Consider the following 20,712-nt stretch of genomic DNA (forward strand, 5'->3'; position numbering starts at 1 on the left):
TACAACACCTCTATTTTAATTGATTTTGTAATTCACTTAATTTTACCAATGCTTCAATTGGTGTCATATTTGATAAGTTTAATGACTTAATGTGTGCTTCAACCTCACTTTGTTGAGGTTCCGATTCAAATAAGTTAAATGACGCTTGTTCGAATGGCGTTTCTTTCTCTTCATACTTGTTTTGATGTGCCTTTTTATTAGGTGCCTTAGCTTCTTCAATTTGATATGATTCAGATTGAACAATCTGAGGTTCAGGACTATCAGATTTTTGTTCAAAATCATTCAAAATAACTTGCGCTCTTTGAATGACTTCATCAGGTAAATCTGCAAGTTTTGCTACTTGAATACCATAACTATCATCCACCGCACCATCTTTAACTTTGTGTAAGAAGATAAGCTCTCCTTTATATTCATTAGCAGCAACGTGTACATTTTTTAAACATGGTAATAGTTGATCTAATGTCGTAAGTTCATGATAGTGTGTTGAGAATAGCGTTTTAGCATGTGATGTTTGTGCGACATACTCTATCATCGCTTGTGCCAACGCTAAACCATCATACGTTGATGTTCCTCTTCCTATCTCATCAAAAATAATCAAACTATCCTCAGTAGCATAGGTTAATGCTTTTTGAGCCTCTAGCATTTCTACCATAAATGTACTTTTACCTGAAACTAAATCGTCTGCAGCACCAATACGAGTGAAAATCTGATCAAATATTGGTAATGTCGCAGATTCACAAGGTACATAAGCACCCATTTGAGCCATTATACTAATAATTGCAATTTGTCTCATATAAGTCGATTTACCAGACATATTAGGGCCCGTTATCAGATAAATAAATGTATCATTATCTAACGCACAATCATTAGGTACGTAATCATTATAATCCATGACACGTTCAACAACTGGATGTCTAGAATTTTCTAATTTTAATGTTTTATCATCACTAAAATGTGGTCGAACATAATTATATTTTTGAGCTATTTCGGCGAAACTTTGTAAACAATCTAGTTCCGATATGATTTTAGCCTGTTTTTGAAGTCTCTCAGTATATTCTTTAATATGTTCTCTTAATTTGACAAATAATTGATATTCTAACTCTATTGCTTTATCTTCAGCACCTAATATAATATCTTCTTTTTCTTTTAACTCATCTGTTATAAAGCGCTCAGCATTAGATAATGTTTGTTTACGATTATATCCAAACTGTGCTGGTTCAAAGCCTTGCAAGTTAGCACGAGTAATCTCGATAAAGTAACCAAATACTTTATTAAAGCTTATTTTCAGAGATTTAATACCAGTACGTTCTCTTTCTTTCGCTTGTAATTCAGCGAGCCAAGATTTACCGTTACGTGATGCTTCTAAATATTCATCTAATTGTTGATTAAATCCGGATTTAAATAGGCCACCATCTTTGACTGAAATAGGTGGTTCTTCAACCAAGCTATTTTCTAAAACTTCGAGTAAGTCATCAAGCGGTTCGAGTGCATCAAATTGAGTAATCTTATCACTATCTAATTGACTTAATAAATGCTTTATATTAGGTATTTCACTAATTGAATGTTTAAGTTGAATTAAATCACGTGCGTTTACATTTCCATAACTTACACGACCTACTAGTCTTTCTATGTCATACACTTGATTTAAATAGTTTCTCAACGTATCTCGTTCGATAAAATGATTAATAAACTCATCAACGATATTTAATCGTTCTTCAATTTGTTGTTTATATATTAACGGACGGTCTATCCACTGTTTTAGTCGTCTTGCACCCATCGGCGTCTTCGTTTCATCCATCAACCATAAAAGCGTGCCTTTTTTAGATTTTAATCTAATGCTTTCAGTTAATTCTAAATTTCTTTTGGCATAGAAATCCATCTTCATAAAATCAATTGCAGCATATTGTTGTACATCTTCCAAGTGTGATAAATCTCTTTTTTGTGTATGTTGTATATAATCTAACAATAATTGCGTTGATTGTTGCATGTGCTGATGTTCAATGTTATTCACTTCAAAATATTGACTTGAAATCTCATCTCGAACTGTAATGGTTTCTGTAATCATATTAATTTGTCGTTGCATATTTTCAGATAAAGGTTCACAAATGACTATTTCATTAGGATTGATAGTCGTGATTTCATTTAATAATGTAGCTTCATCTTCAAAATGTGTGGTTTTTAATTCACCTGTTGAAATATCACAATAACTTAATGCATATTCTTGTGGCGTTTGAATAAAACTCAAGATATAGTTATTTTGCTTTTCATCCACGCCGCCTTGATCCATAACTGTCCCTGGCGTTACGATTCGAACAACTTCTCTTTTAACCATACCTTTAGTTTGTTTTGGGTCTTCCATCTGTTCGCAAATCGCTACTTTATACCCGTTATTAATTAGCGTCTCTATATAACTATCTGCTGAGTGATAGGGAACGCCACACATAGGTATAGGATTATCTTTTTTGGCATCTCTTTTTGTTAAAGTAATTTCTAATACTCTTGATGCTTCTTTAGCATCGTCGAAGAACATTTCATAAAAGTCTCCAAGTCTAAAGAATAACAAGCAGTCATCATATTCTGATTTGATTTTTAAATATTGTTGCATCATTGGTGTCACATTTGACATAAAGTTCTTCACAACCCTTATTTTATAGTCTTTTTCTTTAAATATTTTAATCATTTTATGTAATTTTTTACGTACTATTTAACTCATCTATTTTAACATATACAATCATATCTAGCCCATTATCTAAAATGAACCAAAAAAATACGCACAGTCCTATGTGCTTAAACATAACAGTTGCACATTAGACTATACGTACTCAATCATCATTTTTGAAAACGATCTAAGAGACCTCGTCGTTTTAATATTATTAATATAACATAACTAATTGCTGCACCTATAATACTAGATACAATGAAAGCAGTCATAAGCGGTTTTACAAAGAAATTTTGTAAGTTAAGTACCCATGCTAATGGAATACAAATCAAACTTCCTATAATACCTGTTCCTAATACTTCACCAACAGCAGCCATAAAGATATGCTTACGATACATATAAAATAAACTAGCTAAGAATACACCAATCATACTGCCTGGAAATGCAAACACACTCCCTGTACCAAATGTTACGCGTAAAATGGATGATATTAAAGCTTGTGCTAATCCATACCAAGGCCCTACAAAAACTGCACAAAGTACATTAACTAAGTGTTGCATAGGTGCTGCTTTGATTGGACCAAGCGGAATGACAATGATACTGCTTAAGATGACATTAATCGCTATCAATAGCGCTGTTATGGTTAATTTTCTAATATTCAATGCATTGTCTCCTTATCCAATTTATTTGTCGTGGTAGTTCTCATTATGCTCATTTAAGCGATTTTCCATCGTTTTAATCATCATTTGTAATAGATCATTAGCTTCATATTGTGACGCACGAAATTCTTCAACAATTGGTAATTCATTGATTTCATTTTCTAATTGATGGATTTGATCCTCTGATTGATGAAACGCCGTTTCTTTACCATAATTTTGTAAGTTAACTGATTGTTTTTGTTGCTTTTTTAATTGATTCATTTTATTTTCAATCGCTTTATTATTATGAATTTGAGATTCAATTGATTGATATTCTTTAATCATTTCTAAATTTTTAATCTTCTGTGCTAATTGATCCGCATTAGAAAGTATTTGTTTTTTATTATACATTATTATTGCATCACCAATTCTCTTTGATGTTCTCCTATAAAAGTACCATTTAAAGAATATTGTTTAGCTTCATCAATTTTAACATCTACTAACTTACCAACCATTTCTTTTGGTGCTTTAAAATTAACTAATTTATTTTTTGAAGTATATCCCGCTAAAACAGTATCATTTTTTTTACTTGAGCCCTCACATAAAACTGTAACAATTTCATTTTCATATTGGCTCATAGCTTTTTGAGAGTACTCACCGACCTTTTTGTTTAAGCGTTGTAGACGTTCTTTTTTAACATCGGTAGGTACATTGTCTTTCATTTTAGCAGCAGGTGTACCGTCTCTTTGAGAATATAAATAAGTATATGCATGTTCAAATCCTACTTCATCATATAATGTTAAAGTATCCTCAAATTGTTCTTCAGTTTCATTAGGGTAACCTACAATAATATCTGTCGTTAAGGCAATATTGGGAATGGCTTCTTTTATACGAGATACTAAATCTAAATAACTTTCTCTCGTATATTTTCTACCCATAATTTTTAATACTGCATTATTTCCTGACTGCACTGGCAAATGAATATGCGGAACAATATTACCTCCATTAGCAATTACTTCAATCATACGATCTGTAAAGTCCCATGGATGACTAGTTGTAAATCTTACTCTTGGAATATCAATTTTAGAAATATCTTCTAGTAAATCGCCTAAACCATAGTCAAGTCCTTCAATGTCTTTACCATAAGAATTAACATTTTGGCCTAATAATGTAATTTCTTGATACCCTTCTCTTGCCAATTCTCTTACTTCATCAATAATGTCTTCTGGTCTACGACTACGTTCTTTACCTCTCGTAAATGGTACGATGCAATATGTACAGAATTTATCGCAACCATACATAATATTTACCCATGCTTTAATATGACCATCACGAACTTTAGGGAGATTTTCAATAACATCTCCCTCTTTAGACCATACTTCTACAACCATTGCTTTTGATAAGTAGGCTTCCTCTAAAATTTCTGGTAGACGATGTATATTGTGAGTACCGAAAATCATATCGACATTTTGATATGATTTTAATATTTTGTTTACAACTGATTCTTCTTGAGACATGCAACCGCATACCCCAATTAAACAATCTGGTCTTTCCTTTTTTAAATGTTTCAAATTACCGATTTCACTGAACACTTTATTTTCTGCATTCTCACGAATTGCGCAAGTGTTGATTAAAATAACATCAGCAGTGTTAATATCAGTCGTTGCACTATAACCTAAAGCTTCTAAAATCCCCGCCATCACTTCAGTATCATGTGCATTCATTTGACAACCGTACGTTTTAATTAAAAATGTACGTTCTTTACCCATGCCACGATATTTTTCATCTATTTGAAAGTCTCTATTGTACTCAACTTCTTGTTTTCCACGTTTTTTTGCTTCTTTTAAATTCGGTGGTTGATACACATGTTCAAAATATTTGCTATAATCTTTTTCTTCTTTACGATTACGTTCTGCTAAAATATCTATCGTACCAGCTTTTCTCTGCTCTTCATTCACTATTAAAAATCCTTTCTATATGCCCATATATCATTTCTACATTATATTAAATTTAATACAAAAGTGCAAAAAGCGTCACCATTCATTCAAACAAAAAAAGGCTAAAACCAAAGCTACTAGCATCATTGTCTAAACGGATAATATGAAAGAAAAGCTTTCTTTCTGACTACATTAAAAATTTGTTAGCTACAATAAACATAATTGAAATGAATTTATGCTTTGTACATATAACTAATTATTATCCGATTGGAATACCATCATTTGCCACTCAAAACAGTAAAGCTTTTGGTTTTGCCTTATTTGTCCACTATTATTTCTATAAATTTTATAATTCGTTAGGAATTGCAGTAAATCATTTTAATTTTACTCTGCATCATATTTTCCTGTTAATGTTTCTATTTCAATACCTTCAGGGACATGATAAAACTTAACTTGACTTATTGTACTTGGACACTCTAGTTCAACCATTCGTTGATTTAATTTTTGTATTAAAATTAGACATTCATTCATGTCTCCTTGGACTGTTGTCTCGAGAGGACCAACACGGTAATGTAATCCAGATTGGTCAATGATTTTAATTGCTTCATCCACATAAGGAATAACATCTTCATTGTTTGGTGTTTTAGGTATAATTTGAATACTCATCAATGTATCGATCATTTTTTGCACCTCAATTTATATTATATATCGTTTTATATGCTTATTTACATTCTTATCTAATTTTCCACTTTATCAAGTGCTGTTGCAAGTGCATTAGCAAAATCATATAAAAAATCATCCCAATTGCTTTTCTCTTCTCTACTTTTCCGACCAATTTTTCCATCTTTAAAAAATTGCTTTCTTAAAGATTTCGTTAATTCAAGTTGAACGCCACCCTTAATACGAGTTTGATTCACAATATTCTCTTTTTGCTTACCAGACATTGTAGAAGGCGCATGCTCCACATTCACACCAATTTTATCAAGTTCTGATGTGATAAGTTCAATTAACGCTTCATCTTTCCCACCGATGTAAGCGACTGATTCATGTCCAGTACATCCATGTATTGAAATAGCTCTTTTACTTTTTTGAGTCAATTGACAAGCCGTATCATTATCGTAGTGTATAGATGTCACATGTAATTCATTATTACCTTTACTTCTATCCCCTTTAAAAGTAAAAAAATTATAATCATTGGTTTGCGCAGTGACTAATGCTAATTCGCTAGTTGCAGGTTCGATACCACCGCCATGAATAGCTAGAATAGTAACATCATGATGATTATCTATGGATTCGATATGCCAATCTTTATCTTCATTAGTATATTTTTGTAATTCATTCATCGTACTATATTTATCCATACCTAAACCTCCTCAGTTGATCTTTACTATTCTATTCCACAAACATTATATATTTAATGCTAATTTACAAAATCATTATAATACTAACAAATTTATAAAAACGAAAATGCCCTTTTCAAATTATAAAATTGGATATGTAGTTAGTTAAATATTTCTTATGATTTCAAACTTTAAATGTATAAGTCAAAAATATAATTAGCCTGAGACATCTTTTATGCTCCAGGCTAAATAATCAAAGTTATACAAATTGTTTAGTTAAATCATTAAATGTTTCTTCAGAAATGTGAATGTCTTTTTTAGCTAATGCTTCGCCTTCCATTTCTTCAATTTGTGACTCATATGAAGGTGTCTCAGTATCTTGATAAACAATACCTTTAACTAGTGATTCGTGTTCCAACACAGTTTGAATGGCTAGTTGTTTATTAGTTGGATCATAATTTTCAATATCGTCAATACTAATTAAGTTTTCTTTAAACCAGTCATACGTATTAATTTTATTATAAGTCACACAAGGTGAAAATACATTCACAAATGAAAAGCCGTCATGGTTGATTGCATCTTCAATTAATTTCGTTAGTGCTTTGATATCACTTGAAAAACCTTGAGCTACAAACGTTGCACCAGATGATAACGCTAATTCTAAAGGTGCTACATTTTTCTCAATATTTCCTTTTGGCGTTGATTTTGTAACAAAGCCTACAGCTGATGAAGGTGATGTTTGTCCTTTAGTTAAACCATAAATTTGATTATCCATAACAATATAGGTCATATTCATATTTCTACGTAAAGCATGAATTGTATGTCCCATGCCAATAGCATATCCATCACCATCTCCACCAGAAGCGATGACAGTTAAATCTTTATTAGCCATTTTTACACCTTGTGCAAGTGGTAATGCACGACCGTGTATCGCATGGACCCCATATGCATTAATGTAACCAGATAATCTACCTGAACAACCAATTCCTGTAATGAGTGCAACTTCCTCAGGTTCTAGTCCTACATTTGCTGCTGCTTTTTGTATAGCAGCTTGAACAGAGAAATCGCCACACCCAGGACACCAGTTTGGCTTAACATTATTTCTAAAATCTTTAAATGTAGCCAATTAGACCAACTCCTTTAATTCTTTGGCAACTTCTAAACCTTTATCTTCAATTTCATGTGGTAAGAATGGTGTGCCATCATATTTCGTTTGATTCACCAATTTATCTTGACTATTAACGTTCATTTTAATAATACTTGCTAATTGCCCTTGATAGTTATGTTCTGCAATAATTACTTTTTGAGCTTTATCAATTGCATTTTGGATCGTTTCTGTAGGGAAAGGATGCAGTTGTCTAATTTGTAACGTATTAACAGCAACATTTTGATTATTTAAACGTTGTGCACCTTCTTGAATTGCCCCTTTACTAGAAATAAATCCAATATATATAATATCTGCTTGTTCATGATTTTCAGTAAGTTCTACTGGATTTTCTATTAGAAGATTTTTCGTTTTTCTCATACGTTTATCCATTTGTTGTTGACGATTTGCAGCAGCTTCACTTGTCTTACCTTCTTCATTATGTTCAACACCGGTAATGTGATGAATGCCGCCTTTAGTACCTGGAATAGGTCTAGGTGAAATACCGCTTCCTGTTAATGCATATCTTCGGAAGTATGTTTTGTCATCTTCTTCTCGTTCTATATCAGATTGAATGAGTTCTCCGCGTTTAATTTGAATTCTATTATAATCTAGATTTTTAACAGTTTGTTTACCTAATGATAACTGTAAATCGCTTAATATAATTACAGGACATTGGTATTCTTCTGCTAAGTTAAATGCTTCCATGGTTAAATAAAATGCATCTTCTGCATCTGTTGGCGCAACAACGATTTTAGGAATATCGCCATGTGTACCGTATATCATTTGCATTAAGTCTGCTTGTTCTTGTTTTGTAGGTAAACCAGTTGATGGACCACCACGTTGTGTATTAATCACAACAAATGGCGTTTCAGTCATACCTGATAAGCCTATTGATTCCATCATTAATGATAATCCTGGACCTGCACTAGCTGTAAAACCTCTAACGCCTGCATAATTTGCACCAATGGACATCGTTGCAGCTGCTATTTCATCTTCTGTTTGAACAACTGTTCCGCCCACTTTAGGTAAATTAGCAATCATGTACTCCATAATCTCAGATGCTGGTGTAATAGGATAGGCAGCCATAAATCTTGAACCTGCTGAAATAGCACCTAATCCAATAGCATCATTACCAATCATATAAAGATGTGGTGCTTCATTACTTTCCTGTAATTCAAAGTCACCATTGATATCGGTTAATTGTTCTTTCATTAGCTGATATCCTTGATTTAATGCTTGAATATTCATTTCAACTACTTTGTCACCTTTTTTAGTGAACATATTAGTAATTAAATCTTCAAACGTAGATGTATCTAAATGCATTAATGCTGATGTAGCACCGATTGCCACCATATTTTTCATTAATGCAGTACCTAATTCTTTTGCAGTACTTGTAAACGGTAAATCTATAAGTTGTGCCTGACAATTTTCAGGTTTAACTGGTTTCGCTTTTGAATCGGCGATAATAATACTATCTTCACGCATCTCATGATGATTAACTTCAATAGTCTCTTGGTCAAATGCTATTAAAATATCTAAATCATCACTTATCGCATGTACTGGAGATGTAGACACACGAATTTTATTGTTTGTGTGTCCGCCTTTGATACGACTTGAAAAGTGTCTATAGCCATATAAGAAATAACCTTTTCTATTCATTGCCGTCGCAAAGATTTCACCAGTTGATTCAATACCTTCACCTTGTTGTCCGCCCACTTTCCATGATATTTGTGATTTCATATCATAAGCCTCCTGTGGTTTTAATTCATATTAAATGATAACAAAAAGAACCACTGTATTACTATGTAAACAGTGGCGTGTTTTTAAATTCATACTAATGGACGATAACTAATTGTAACTGTAATGTCACATGTCTTTTACTATCATTTCATAGGATTATCGTCATTAATCAGTATTCTTTCAATGTTTGTCGTTTTACCATTTTTATCAATATCAATGATAACACCTGATAACACACTTCGACCATTGTCAGGCACTACATGACGTTGAGGTAAACTTGTAATAAATCGTTCAATTACTTCATCTCTATTAATACCTAATATGCCATCGTAAAATCCAGTCATACCTACATCAGTAATATATCCAGTGCCACTAGGTAAAATACGATTATCTGATGTTTGGATATGAGTATGTGTACCTACTACTGCACTGACTCGACCATCTAAATACCATCCCATAGCATTTTTTTCCGATGTTGTTTCAGCATGAAAGTCTACAAAGATATAAGGCGTCACCTTTTGCGCTTCTTTAACAAGTTCATCAGCTTTTTTAAATGGATCATCTATATCTTGCATAAAAGCTCTACCTTGTAAATTAATAATCGCTAATTTAATATCATTGATTTGAATAATTCGCATACCAACACCAGGTGCTTCACTCGGGAAGTTAGCTGGTCTGACCATTCTTTTAGCTTCATCGATAAATTCATAAATCTCACGTTGACCGTATGTATGATTGCCCATAGTCATAAAATCAACGCCTTCACGAAGCAATTGCTTATATATTTTTTCAGTCAGTCCTTTACCATGTGCTGCATTTTCTGCATTTACGATGGAAACGGTAGGACGATATTCTTGTTTTAACTTGGGTAAATATGTTGAGATTGCATTTCTACCAATCTTACCAACGATATCTCCTATAAATAATATTCTCATGCCATGTTCATCCTCTCATACAAATAAGTTTAATAGATAGATAACTTTATTTAAAGTACTCTTTGAAAATTATTTATTTGAGTATTAACTGTCTTTGCTTTTTTATCAACATATATTATGTTAATATATGTTTATCAAAAGTTTAGGAGTTGTAAATAATAAATGTCTATTAATATCGATCCTGAAAAATTTGCAGAATTAGTAGTAAGTTCTAACCCATCTAAATCAGAAGATGTGGAAGATATCGCAAAAGATAGCTTAAAATTATATATCAACGCATATCGCTTAGCTGAAAGATACGCTAACATTGCTACTAACTGTTATGACACAGCTGAAATTATCCAAGAATTGAAAAAAACAGATTTACAATTAAAATAAACAATTTTAATATTAACACAATACAAATATCAGTGCTTATTGATTTTCATCAAATCAATAAGCACTTTTTTCTTTATATTAAAAGCCCCTAATCATCAATACGATGATTAGGGGTAAGAAATTATTTAGCATATTCTACTGCTCTAGTCTCTCGAACAACTGTCACTTTGATATGACCTGGATATTGTAATTCATCCTCAATTTGAGTTTTAATATCTCTAGCCAATCGGTATGATTTTAAATCATCTATTTCTTCAGGAGATACGACCACACGGATTTCTCTTCCTGCTTGAATTGCGAATGCTTTTTCAACACCATCATAACTTTCAGAAAGTGCTTCTAAACGCTCTAAACGACGAATATAATTTTCTAATGTTTCTTTACGAGCGCCAGGACGAGCTGCTGATAATGCATCAGCTGCTGCAACTAAAATTGAGATAATAGATGTTGGTTCAACATCACCATGATGAGAATGAATAGCATTAATGATTGTTTCATTTTCACCATATTTTTTCGCCAATTCAACACCTATTTCAACGTGACTGCCTTCAACTTCATGGTCAATTGCTTTACCTACGTCATGAAGTAAGCCAGCACGTTTCGCTAAGGTAACATCTTCACCTAATTCTGCTGCTAACATTCCTGATAGATGTGCTACCTCAATTGAATGTTTAAGCACATTCTGTCCATAACTTGTACGATAATTTAAACGGCCAAGTATTTTAACTAAGTCAGGATGCATGTTATGAACATTTATTTCGAATGTTGCTTGTTCACCAGCGTCTCTAATGATATCGTCTACTTCTTTTCTAGCTTTTTCGACCATATCTTCAATGCGTCCAGGGTGGATTCTTCCATCTGAAACTAGGTTAACTAAAGCTGTTCTAGCGATTTCTCTTCTGATAGGATCAAAACCAGATAAAATGACAGCTTCTGGTGTATCATCGATAATTAAATCGATTCCCGTAAGTGTTTCAAGTGTTCGAATATTTCTTCCTTCACGTCCGATTATTCGACCTTTCATTTCATCATTTGGCAAGTTTACAACTGAAACAGTTGACTCAGTTGTATGATCTGCTGCTAATCTTTGTACCGTAGTAGCTAACAATTCTTTTGCGGTTTTATCTACTTTTTCTTTAGCTTCTCTTTCTTTTTCCTTAACAAGTATTGCAATATCTTGTGACAGTTCTTCTTCAACTCGTTGAAGTTGCTCTTTTACAGCTTCTTCTTGAGTGAGACCGGAGATGCGTTCTAATTCTTGTTCATGCTTCATTATTAATGTTTGAACACTACTCTCTTTTGCATCTACTTGTTGTTGTCTTTCTTCAATTTTTGATTCTTTTTGCTCTAAAATCTCATCTTTTTTATCTAATAGATCAGATTTTCGCTCTAAGTTCTCTTCTTTTTGAAGAAGTCGGGTTTCTTGTCTTTGTAATTCACCACGTCTTTCACGTAGTTCATTTTCAGTTTGTTCTCTTAAAATTTGGTTTTCTTCTTTTGCTTCAAGCAACTTTTCTTTCTTAGTGTTGTCTGCTTCTTTGTGTGCTTGATTAACAATGTCGTCGGCTGTTTGTCTAGCCTGAACTTGTTTCTGATGCAATAAATTTCGGGCAACAACATACCCTACAACAACGCCTAGAATTATACCCAGCAAAATGAGTAGGAGGCCTAATAAATTCACATAAACACCTCCTTTATCTAGGGTTTGCTCTGTATATCAAAATCAATATGATTATATGAAATTATATAAGAATCATACATACTAATTGTACGGTTTTACACTTATAAGTGTCAAGATATCAATTTGAACTTATCAGTATCATAAATGTATTAAATGCGTATATTACAAGATTTAATTTTTAACTTTTAAATTTCTATATAAATAAAAAAGAGGTGAAGACATAAAGTTTTGGTACTCTGGAGAACCGATAACCGGTATCCCAACAGTAGGATTTATCTACAGTGCTATTAGTTTTCATATAAAAAAACCACCTAACACTGCATGTTGAGCAATAAAATTCTTATGATTCAACAAACATTTAAAAAGTAAGTTTGCTCATCATACAGTTCTGCTCATATCCTAAATACTTTTGTCTTGACCTCATTCAATCAATACATTAAATTATTTTATTCTTCATCAAATAATGACTTCGGTGCGTCTTCTTCTTTTTCTTCTACATCACCATCAAAAATACCGAGCTTCTCACGTAGTTTTTGATCGATTTCATCTTTAATTTGAGGATTTTCTTTAAGGTAAGTTTTAACGTTTTCTTTACCTTGTCCCATTCTTTCACCATTATATGAATACCAAGCTCCAGATTTATCAACGATTTCATTTTCAACACCAAGATCAATCAGTTCGCCTTCTTTAGAGATACCTTGACCATACATGATATCAACTTCTGCAACTCTGAATGGTGGTGCAACTTTGTTTTTAACTACTTTAATCTTAGTTCTATTACCAACAATCTCTTGTCCTTGTTTCAATTGTTCAGCACGACGAACTTCTAAACGAACAGAACTATAGAATTTTAATGCTCTACCGCCTGGTGTTGTTTCAGGGTTACCGAACATCACACCTACTTTTTCACGAATTTGGTTAATGAAGATGGCAGTCGTATTTGATTTGGAAATAGCTCCAGATAGTTTACGTAATGCTTGTGACATTAATCTTGCTTGCAAACCAACATGAGTATCTCCCATTTCACCTTCAATTTCAGCTTTAGGTGTTAATGCAGCTACTGAATCGACTACTACGATATCGACTGCACCACTACGAACAAAAGCTTCAGCAATCTCTAAACCTTGTTCCCCATGATCAGGTTGTGATAAATATAGATTATCAATATCTACACCTAGTGCTTGAGCATAAACAGGATCTAATGCATGCTCAGCATCAATAAATGCAGCAACGCCACCGTTTTTTTGTGTTTCTGCAATAGCGTGTAATGCAACTGTAGTTTTACCAGAACTTTCTGGTCCATATATTTCAATAATTCTTCCTTTAGGATAGCCACCTACACCTAATGCGTTATCTAATGTAACTGAACCACTTGATGTACTTGAAACTCTGCGACCTTTATTATCGCCTAATTTCATTACTGCACCTTTACCAAATGATTTTTCCATATTTTTTATTACTGTATCGAGAGCTTTTTGACGTTCGTTATCCAAAGCGAGACCTCCTAAATTGAGAATGTTTTCTGTTTAATATCTTAATTCATACTATACAAGCTTTTAAATCAAATTACAAGCATTTTGCGAATATTTGTTCGTGTTATTTCGAGGCTTAGTTACACAAAAACGAACAAACGTGCTATTAATTCCAACAGTAATTGATTTATTTCGATTGTTCTAACCATTTTAACAATTTAATTAATGCATAATTTTGACTTCTGCTTCTAAGTAAATTTCTGTTTTGAGACATTTTAAATGATTCAATTTCCAATTCATCTCCAACAAGTTTTCCTAAATAAACTTCATTGTCATCATGCAATAATGTCATACCCATTTCTACTTTAAACAAATCTTTGACGTATTTAGCACTCTCATATATTTGTTCATTAATATTTTGTTTTACATCAATAAATTGTGAAGAATGTGGTAATGCACCTTTTAATAATTGACTGTCATCTACATTTTTCAACCGAGTATATAATGCCCCATTCGTGACGCCATCATATATTGCAAATGAAGTGCTCATATATTTCATCACTGATTCTTCTATACTGATATCATCAGATCCAAAGTAATACTCGCCAATTCGACTTAAAATTTCATTTTTAATCGGTTGAATTAGTTTCTGACATTGTTCTATAGTTTCTGCATTTGCAGTTAATCTAATATATACTTCATGTGTCCCAGCAAGTGGCGCAATAGTAGGATTAGTTTGTTGGTCAATTAAATCCAATAAGATCGTCTCAACTTTAGACTCACCTATTCCCGCAAATTTAAGTTGTTCTGAGAAGATAACTTTATCATCATCTAATATAAGTGGTAATAACTCATTTTTCGCCATTGGTTGCATTTCTTTAGGTGGTCCAGGTAATAATACTACCTTCTTTTCTGCAATTTCCACTAACATACCTGGTGCCATGCCATTTTTATTTGGAAGTACAGTAGCTCCCTCTATAACAAGCGCTTGTTGTTTATTGTTTGGCGTCATCACTTGTCCTTGGTCCTCGAAATAACTTTCAATATATTGTAAAGAAGGCTCATCTATAACTAATTCTTTATTTAATACTTTTGCAACAGTGTGCTTTGTAAGGTCGTCTTTAGTTGGACCTAAGCCACCAGTTAGTACAATCATGTCAAATCGCTCTAGTCCTTGTCGTATAGTGTACTCTAAACGTTCAGGATTATCTCCAATTACAGTATGTTCAACGACGTTTTTACCTACTCCGTTCAATAATTTAGATAAATATTGAACGTTTGTATTAGCTATTTGACCTAATAATAACTCTGATCCTACTGCAATTATTGAAATATTCATAACATATTTCTCCCCTTTTGATACTCATATATAAGTAATATCACTATTATAAACGTTTGAAAAATTAAAATCTAAGAATGAGATTACTCAATAGCTAGACATTTCAAATCAACCTATAAATCCAAAATAAAAAACGAGTTGAAATAAAACGCCATTCCAACTCGCTAATATATTAATGTTTAAATACATCTCTACCTTTATAAAAGTATTCAATACCAGATAAAATAGTGAAGAATACACCGATATATAATAATACCTGTCCAATTGGGAATCCAATCCAAGTTGCTAAAGGATCACCTAATAAAATCCAAATAATGGCAACCATTGTAACTGCTGTTTTGATTTTACCTAATTGACCGGCTGCACTGACAAATCCTTGTTCAATTTGTAATAATCTAAGCCCAGTCACTGCAAATTCTCTAGCAATAATGATAATAGCAACAACAGAATTGGTTAAATCAAGTTGTACCATCACAATTAATGCACTAGCAACTAATAATTTATCAGCTAATGGATCTAAAAATTTCCCCATGTTTGTAACTAATTGCCATTTACGAGCTAAATAGCCATCTGCGAAATCACTTAATGATGCAATGATAAAGATAAAACCACTTATTAAAAGTTCTATTTTAATATCATATCCGCCTAGGAATGATATTTTCCCAAAACCAAAATTGACTAATGCAAATAAGATAAATACTGGTATGAGTACAACTCTAAATACCGTTATCTGATTTGGTATATTCATTTAAAATCCTCATTTCTAATACTTTTTTATCTAAAATAATAGTACTGCTATAATCCACAACATAAGTGTAACCAAAATCACTAACCCAATAATTACTGCTACTTGTATGGATTCCTTTGACTTTCTTCTATAAGGAGGTGCTTCTCTATTAGCAAATGAATGAATCGCATCATCTAATTGAATACGATTATCCGGTATTTCATCTTGATGAACTTCAATCAAATGATTAGGTTCAATATTAACAACACTGGCATACTTTCTAATAAAACCTTCAGTATAGTTACTGTTTGGTAATTGATTAAAGTCATTATTTTCAATTTGTTCTAAAGTATGACGTTTGAGTTGAGTACGTTGTTCTAATTCATTTAGAGTCATACCTAACCTTTCACGTCTACTCTTTAAAACTTCACCTATTGTTTTCAAAATGATGCCTCCTTAAAAAACTATTCAAAGAATCCAAAACCTCCACCAAATGGGTCACCAAAGTCTAAATTATTTTTACTTTTAGTTTGAACCGTTTGCTTTTTCATCTCTTCATATTGAATTTCTTGATTTTTATTTTCACGTAATTCTATGATGTAATCAAAATCATCCATACTATAATCACATGCTTCTACAAATAAATCAGGATGTTCTACTACTTTTACTGAAGGAAGTGTCATGATTTCTTTGACTAAATCTTGATGTTTCATATTAGATTCACGTGCTGTAACAGCGCCATCAATAATATAAACATGATTTGAATCATATTCACCTTTAATCAGTGAACTTCTAACTGTTTGTTTAATTAAAGTTGAACTAATAAATAACCAACGTTTGTGTGCACAGACACTGCCAGCAACAATTGATTCAGTCTTCCCAACTCTTGGCATACCACGAATTCCTATTAACTTATGTCCTTCTTCTTTAAATAATTCTGCTAAGAAATCTACTAATAGTCCCAGGTCTTCTCGTTCAAAACGGAATGTTTTTTTATCGTCTGCATCTTGCTCTATGTAGCGACCATGTCGGACAGCTAATCTGTCACGCAATTCAGGTATACGTAATTTAGTAATATCAATTTCATTAATTTCTTTAACTATTTGTTCGAAGCGTTCTACTTTTTCTAGTTTGTCTGTTTTAATTAATAAACCACGTTTACCTTGGTCAACACCATTAATCGTAACAATACTAATTCCTAGCATACCTAATAAACTTGAAACATCACCTAACAAACCGGCACGGTTCATTGTAATTTCATATTCGAGATACCATTCTTTTCTTCTCTCTGCAACTGACACCAATACCCACCCCTTGTTTAAACACAACTAAAAGTTCAATTTCAATGATTAATAATAATCACATTATAACATCGAATTGAATATCATGTACTAGAGAAATCACGTTTTATAGTTAATACTATTAATTGAAATGATTATAAATACCATCCACCATTCACTTTTTGTATGGTCCCTGTAACACTTTTAGCCCTCGGATCATATAAATAGGCACAAGTGTGTGCTATTTCGCAAGGTTCTATCATGCGATGTTGAGGGATATCATCTAGAATCTCTTCTAATTCTTCTTCTGACCACTTCTGGCTCATATTACCTGAGACAAATCCTGGTGTAATTGCATTCACTGTCACTGTTGTTTGAGCTAACTCTTGACTTAATGCTTTTACAAAACCTATTTGTGCACTTTTCATTGCTGAATAAATAGTTTCCATACTAGCACCCATTTCACCCCATATAGATGAAATCACTATAATTCTACCATTTTCACTTTGTCTTAAAGTATCAACAAAAAACCTACTTAGTCGAATGAATTGTCTCACATGGATATGGTAAGATTGATCAACTTGACCATCTGTTACATCTTGTATCATGCCATACAATGCTGTACCTGTTGCATAAATCATACAATCAAGATGATTGATATGACCAAAGAACTTATCTAAATTGATATCCTTAGATAAATCACATTGTATTAAATTAACAGGTTGATTTAGATATCGTGTAACTAACTTTGATTTATCGGCTGAAAAAAATTGTAAATCTACTTCATAACCATCTTCTAATAACCGATCAACAATTGCAGTTCCTATTGACCCTGAACCACCTAATACTAATGCTCTCATTTGTTTTTAAGCTCCAAACGGCTATCTACCATCTCATCTAAATCTAAGCATAACTGAGACGTTTCATTGACACTTTCAAGCGTGATATTTTCTACGATGTTTAACATATCAAATACACTAACGCCTTCAAAATATAACTTTGCGTATTGGTTAGCAATGTATTCAGGAGAATTAAGACTTGAAATAAATTCTCCTATAAATTGTTTTTTCAATAAATCAAATGCTTCAACGTCAGTAAGATTACCTTTGTTATCCTTTAATTGTTTGATAAGCAACTGTTTTAATTGATCTGGATGATTGGTTGCACTAGTAATAATTGAAAAGCTATAAGTTGGCTCTAAAACAAATTGATAACCAAATGTTTCATCAATTAAATCATCATTCAATAATTCTTGATAAAACTCTGTTTCTTCTCCAAAAATAAGTTCATAGAAAAATGTCATTTCTAAATCACGTTGAACATATTTTTCTGGTGATTCATCTAAAGGTTGATTTTTAAATCCTAGCATTAACTTAGGAGATTGTAGTTTCATTTCTTCAGATACAACATGTTGATTCACTGATTTTGGTTCATCAATCAATGCACGTTCAATTTTAGGTTGATTCGTTTTATCTCTAAGGTTTTCATGTTCTTCTACAATATCAACAATATACTGTGGTTCTACATCGCCTACTACGAAAAGCACCATATTAGATGGGTGATAAAATGTTTCATAGCAAAGATATAAATCATCTTTTGTAATATCATAGATACTTTCAACACTACCTGCGATATCAACTCTAATAGGATGTTTTTCATACATAGCTCTTAATGTATTAAACATGAGTTTATATCCAGGTTGTTCTTGATACATTTTAATTTCTTCAGCAATTATACCCTTTTCTTTGTCTACAGTTTCTTTTGTAAAATAAGGTGTTTCAACCATAGTCAATAACCGTTTGATATTATTCTCAAGATGATCTGTCGCACTAAATAAATAACTTGTGCGGTCAAAACTAGTAAAAGCATTGGCTTGTGCATTTTCCTCAGCAAATGCAGTGAATAAATCTTCTTCTTCTTTTTCAAATAACTTATGCTCTAAGAAGTGTGCAACACCATCCGGTACAGTTACAAATTCATCTTTACCTAGCGGTTTAAAACGACTATCTAGAGAGCCAAATTGAGTAGTATAGGTAACAAACGTTTTTTGAAATCCTGGTTTTGGTATGACAAATAAACGCAGTCCATTTTGTAATTCATGTTCATAAACTGTCTCATCTATGACATCATAATAATGTTGTTTCACTACTCATTCCCTCCTTTAGTAAGTACATAAATTGTATCTAATACTGCTTCATTAGCTAATTTTATAATATCTTCTTTAGTCACTTTATCTATTTCATTTAAGAAAGCTTCATCACTTTGAGGCTCATCTAACAAAATTTGATTATGTGCTATTTCAATAATACTCTTTGGTCTGTCTGCAGATTCATGTCTTTGAGATGTAATAATTTTTTTAGCTAATGCAAGTTTATTTTCGTCAAATTCACCTTTTTTGAATTTATCAAATTCTTCTAAAATCGTTTGTTTCGCAGTTTCATATTTATCTGCTGATACGCCACTTAGCACAAATAAAAATCCATTTTTACCATCAATTTGAGAATGTATAGAATATGCTAAACTTTGACGCTCACGTACTTCATTAAATAATACTGATGATGGATCTCCACCGAACATGATATTAAACACAATAAAAGCATAATAATTACTTTTACCATAATGAGTTGGGAAACGATAACCTAAATTAAGTTTAGCTTGATCGACATCATCAGTTTCAACTATTGTCTTTGGCAGTTGTTCAATTTTATTGTCTAATTTTTGTGCTTTATTATCAGAAACTTCAAAAGTAAACGGTTTAATTTCGAATTTAGATTGGATTTGATTATAGACTTGTTGTTTATCAACATTACCAACAACATAAATAGCACAGTAGTCGTTTTCAATCATAGATTGATATGTATCATACAGTGATGCAGGTGTTACATGTGGCACTTGTTCAATTTGACCAGTTGCTAAATATTGATATGCTTCATTTTCAAACATATTTTCTAATAATTTTAAAAATGAATATTGTGCTTTGTTGTCAATCATCGCTTCAATCTTTTTACCTAACAATGATTTTTCTTGTTTCACAAATTTGTCGTCAAACTGTTTATTATGTATTAAAGGATTCCATATTAATTCATTTAATAAATCTAATCCATGCTCAAATAATGGTGTTTGATCTTTTAAATATCGTTCATTGACTATTTCTAAAGAAATAGTGATGACATGTTTATCTTTAAATTTCGAAACAAAGCTATTTACATATGCGCCGTAAAGTTCAGATAAACGACGGTTCAGTGCTTTATCGTCCTGCCATTTTTGAGATGCGCGAACAAGTACTTTGCTTAATACTGAACGTGCTGTTATTGTTTCATATTCAAGTGGTGCCATAAATTTAAAAGTAATCGTTGTTGTTTTAAATTTCTCGGTTGGCAACACATGTATATGATTATTTTGATTTTCGTTATGCAACTGCAATACCTCCATTAACATT

19 protein-coding genes are annotated in these 20,712 nt (G+C 32.2%); 1 reads left to right on the forward strand and 18 read right to left on the reverse strand.

Annotation, left to right across the window (positions count from 1 at the left end; all coding sequences use genetic code 11):
* Positions 1–10: 10 nt before the first annotated feature.
* The 9 genes from mutS to ACZ267_RS04030 form a co-directional block, all read right to left on the reverse strand.
* The gene (gene mutS / locus ACZ267_RS03990; protein ID WP_002465652.1) at positions 11–2,626 is read right to left on the reverse strand and encodes a DNA mismatch repair protein MutS; all 2,616 of its coding nucleotides are present in this window, start codon (positions 2,624–2,626) and stop codon (positions 11–13) included.
* A 203-nt stretch (positions 2,627–2,829) separates the two neighbouring features.
* The gene (gene thiW, locus ACZ267_RS03995; RefSeq protein WP_002465647.1) at positions 2,830–3,321 is read right to left on the reverse strand and encodes an energy coupling factor transporter S component ThiW; all 492 of its coding nucleotides are present in this window, start codon (positions 3,319–3,321) and stop codon (positions 2,830–2,832) included.
* Positions 3,322–3,342: 21 nt separating this feature from the next.
* Positions 3,343–3,708: a YlbF/YmcA family competence regulator gene (locus ACZ267_RS04000; protein WP_015365058.1), complete on the reverse strand. Its 366-nt coding sequence runs from the start codon at positions 3,706–3,708 to the stop codon at positions 3,343–3,345.
* Positions 3,709–3,710: 2 nt separating this feature from the next.
* The gene (gene miaB / locus ACZ267_RS04005) at positions 3,711–5,255 is read right to left on the reverse strand and encodes a tRNA (N6-isopentenyl adenosine(37)-C2)-methylthiotransferase MiaB (RefSeq protein WP_079449096.1); all 1,545 of its coding nucleotides are present in this window, start codon (positions 5,253–5,255) and stop codon (positions 3,711–3,713) included.
* 363 nt (positions 5,256–5,618) lie between these two features.
* Complete coding sequence (locus tag ACZ267_RS04010; protein ID WP_002465478.1) at positions 5,619–5,915, reverse strand: thiamine-binding protein; 297 nt, start codon at positions 5,913–5,915, stop codon at positions 5,619–5,621.
* Positions 5,916–5,971: 56 nt separating this feature from the next.
* The gene (locus ACZ267_RS04015) at positions 5,972–6,595 is read right to left on the reverse strand and encodes a poly-gamma-glutamate hydrolase family protein (RefSeq protein WP_015365059.1); all 624 of its coding nucleotides are present in this window, start codon (positions 6,593–6,595) and stop codon (positions 5,972–5,974) included.
* 238 nt (positions 6,596–6,833) lie between these two features.
* Positions 6,834–7,700, reverse strand: coding sequence for a 2-oxoacid:ferredoxin oxidoreductase subunit beta (locus ACZ267_RS04020; RefSeq protein WP_002451251.1), 867 nt, complete (start codon positions 7,698–7,700; stop codon positions 6,834–6,836).
* Positions 7,701–9,461 (reverse strand): 2-oxoacid:acceptor oxidoreductase subunit alpha, encoded by a 1,761-nt coding sequence (locus tag ACZ267_RS04025; protein ID WP_079449097.1) that lies wholly within the window; start codon positions 9,459–9,461, stop codon positions 7,701–7,703.
* A gap of 143 nt (positions 9,462–9,604) precedes the next feature.
* The gene (locus ACZ267_RS04030; protein ID WP_015365061.1) at positions 9,605–10,396 is read right to left on the reverse strand and encodes a TIGR00282 family metallophosphoesterase; all 792 of its coding nucleotides are present in this window, start codon (positions 10,394–10,396) and stop codon (positions 9,605–9,607) included.
* A 162-nt stretch (positions 10,397–10,558) separates the two neighbouring features.
* Between ACZ267_RS04030 and ACZ267_RS04035 the strand changes: the two genes are divergently transcribed.
* Positions 10,559–10,774 carry a hypothetical protein gene (locus ACZ267_RS04035; protein WP_002467042.1) on the forward strand — a complete coding sequence of 72 codons (216 nt, stop codon included), beginning with the start codon at positions 10,559–10,561 and terminating at the stop codon, positions 10,772–10,774.
* Positions 10,775–10,895: 121 nt separating this feature from the next.
* On the opposite strand, the gene rny is transcribed toward ACZ267_RS04035, so the two are convergent.
* The 9 genes from rny to yfmF all read right to left on the reverse strand — a co-directional run bounded on the left by rny (position 10,896) and on the right by yfmF (position 20,705).
* Complete coding sequence (gene rny / locus ACZ267_RS04040) at positions 10,896–12,455, reverse strand: ribonuclease Y (RefSeq protein WP_015365062.1); 1,560 nt, start codon at positions 12,453–12,455, stop codon at positions 10,896–10,898.
* 446 nt (positions 12,456–12,901) lie between these two features.
* Positions 12,902–13,948, reverse strand: a complete 1,047-nt coding sequence (gene recA / locus ACZ267_RS04045) for a recombinase RecA (protein ID WP_002451246.1) — start codon at positions 13,946–13,948, stop codon at positions 12,902–12,904.
* 166 nt (positions 13,949–14,114) lie between these two features.
* A complete protein-coding gene (locus ACZ267_RS04050; protein ID WP_047210786.1) occupies positions 14,115–15,266 on the reverse strand; it encodes a CinA family nicotinamide mononucleotide deamidase-related protein in 1,152 nt (383 codons plus the stop codon).
* 172 nt (positions 15,267–15,438) lie between these two features.
* Complete coding sequence (pgsA, locus tag ACZ267_RS04055; protein WP_015365063.1) at positions 15,439–16,014, reverse strand: CDP-diacylglycerol--glycerol-3-phosphate 3-phosphatidyltransferase; 576 nt, start codon at positions 16,012–16,014, stop codon at positions 15,439–15,441.
* A gap of 30 nt (positions 16,015–16,044) precedes the next feature.
* A complete protein-coding gene (locus ACZ267_RS04060; RefSeq protein WP_002465806.1) occupies positions 16,045–16,437 on the reverse strand; it encodes a helix-turn-helix domain-containing protein in 393 nt (130 codons plus the stop codon).
* Positions 16,438–16,457: 20 nt separating this feature from the next.
* Positions 16,458–17,294: a YmfK family protein gene (locus ACZ267_RS04065; protein WP_015365064.1), complete on the reverse strand. Its 837-nt coding sequence runs from the start codon at positions 17,292–17,294 to the stop codon at positions 16,458–16,460.
* Between the two features lie 134 nt (positions 17,295–17,428).
* Positions 17,429–18,133, reverse strand: a complete 705-nt coding sequence (ymfI, locus tag ACZ267_RS04070) for an elongation factor P 5-aminopentanone reductase (RefSeq protein WP_002465810.1) — start codon at positions 18,131–18,133, stop codon at positions 17,429–17,431.
* Entirely contained in the window at positions 18,130–19,419 is a 1,290-nt protein-coding gene (gene yfmH / locus ACZ267_RS04075; RefSeq protein WP_015365066.1) for an EF-P 5-aminopentanol modification-associated protein YfmH, read from the reverse strand. Before yfmH ends, ymfI begins: the two co-directional genes overlap by 4 nt.
* Positions 19,419–20,705 (reverse strand): EF-P 5-aminopentanol modification-associated protein YfmF, encoded by a 1,287-nt coding sequence (gene yfmF / locus ACZ267_RS04080; RefSeq protein ID WP_037539758.1) that lies wholly within the window; start codon positions 20,703–20,705, stop codon positions 19,419–19,421. The genes yfmH and yfmF overlap by 1 nt, the downstream gene beginning before the upstream one ends.
* Positions 20,706–20,712: the final 7 nt, after the last annotated feature.

Source organism: Staphylococcus sp. AC872, assembly GCF_979255425.1.

Excerpts from the sequence above, each read along its gene's own strand:
- ymfI (WP_002465810.1), bottom strand. The coding sequence starts at position 18,133 with ATGAGAGCATTAGTATTAGGTGGTTCAGGGTCAATAGGAACTGCAATT.
- yfmF (WP_037539758.1), bottom strand. The coding sequence starts at position 20,705 with ATGGAGGTATTGCAGTTGCATAACGAAAATCAAAATAATCATATACAT.
- mutS (WP_002465652.1), bottom strand. The coding sequence starts at position 2,626 with ATGTCAAATGTGACACCAATGATGCAACAATATTTAAAAATCAAATCA.
- ACZ267_RS04010 (WP_002465478.1), bottom strand. The coding sequence starts at position 5,915 with ATGATCGATACATTGATGAGTATTCAAATTATACCTAAAACACCAAAC.
- ACZ267_RS04025 (WP_079449097.1), bottom strand. The coding sequence starts at position 9,461 with ATGAAATCACAAATATCATGGAAAGTGGGCGGACAACAAGGTGAAGGT.
- pgsA (WP_015365063.1), bottom strand. The coding sequence starts at position 16,014 with ATGAATATACCAAATCAGATAACGGTATTTAGAGTTGTACTCATACCA.
- ACZ267_RS04030 (WP_015365061.1), bottom strand. The coding sequence starts at position 10,396 with ATGAGAATATTATTTATAGGAGATATCGTTGGTAAGATTGGTAGAAAT.
- ACZ267_RS04050 (WP_047210786.1), bottom strand. The coding sequence starts at position 15,266 with ATGAATATTTCAATAATTGCAGTAGGATCAGAGTTATTATTAGGTCAA.
- ACZ267_RS04000 (WP_015365058.1), bottom strand. The coding sequence starts at position 3,708 with ATGTATAATAAAAAACAAATACTTTCTAATGCGGATCAATTAGCACAG.
- ACZ267_RS04035 (WP_002467042.1), top strand. The coding sequence starts at position 10,559 with ATGTCTATTAATATCGATCCTGAAAAATTTGCAGAATTAGTAGTAAGT.
- ACZ267_RS04015 (WP_015365059.1), bottom strand. The coding sequence starts at position 6,595 with ATGGATAAATATAGTACGATGAATGAATTACAAAAATATACTAATGAA.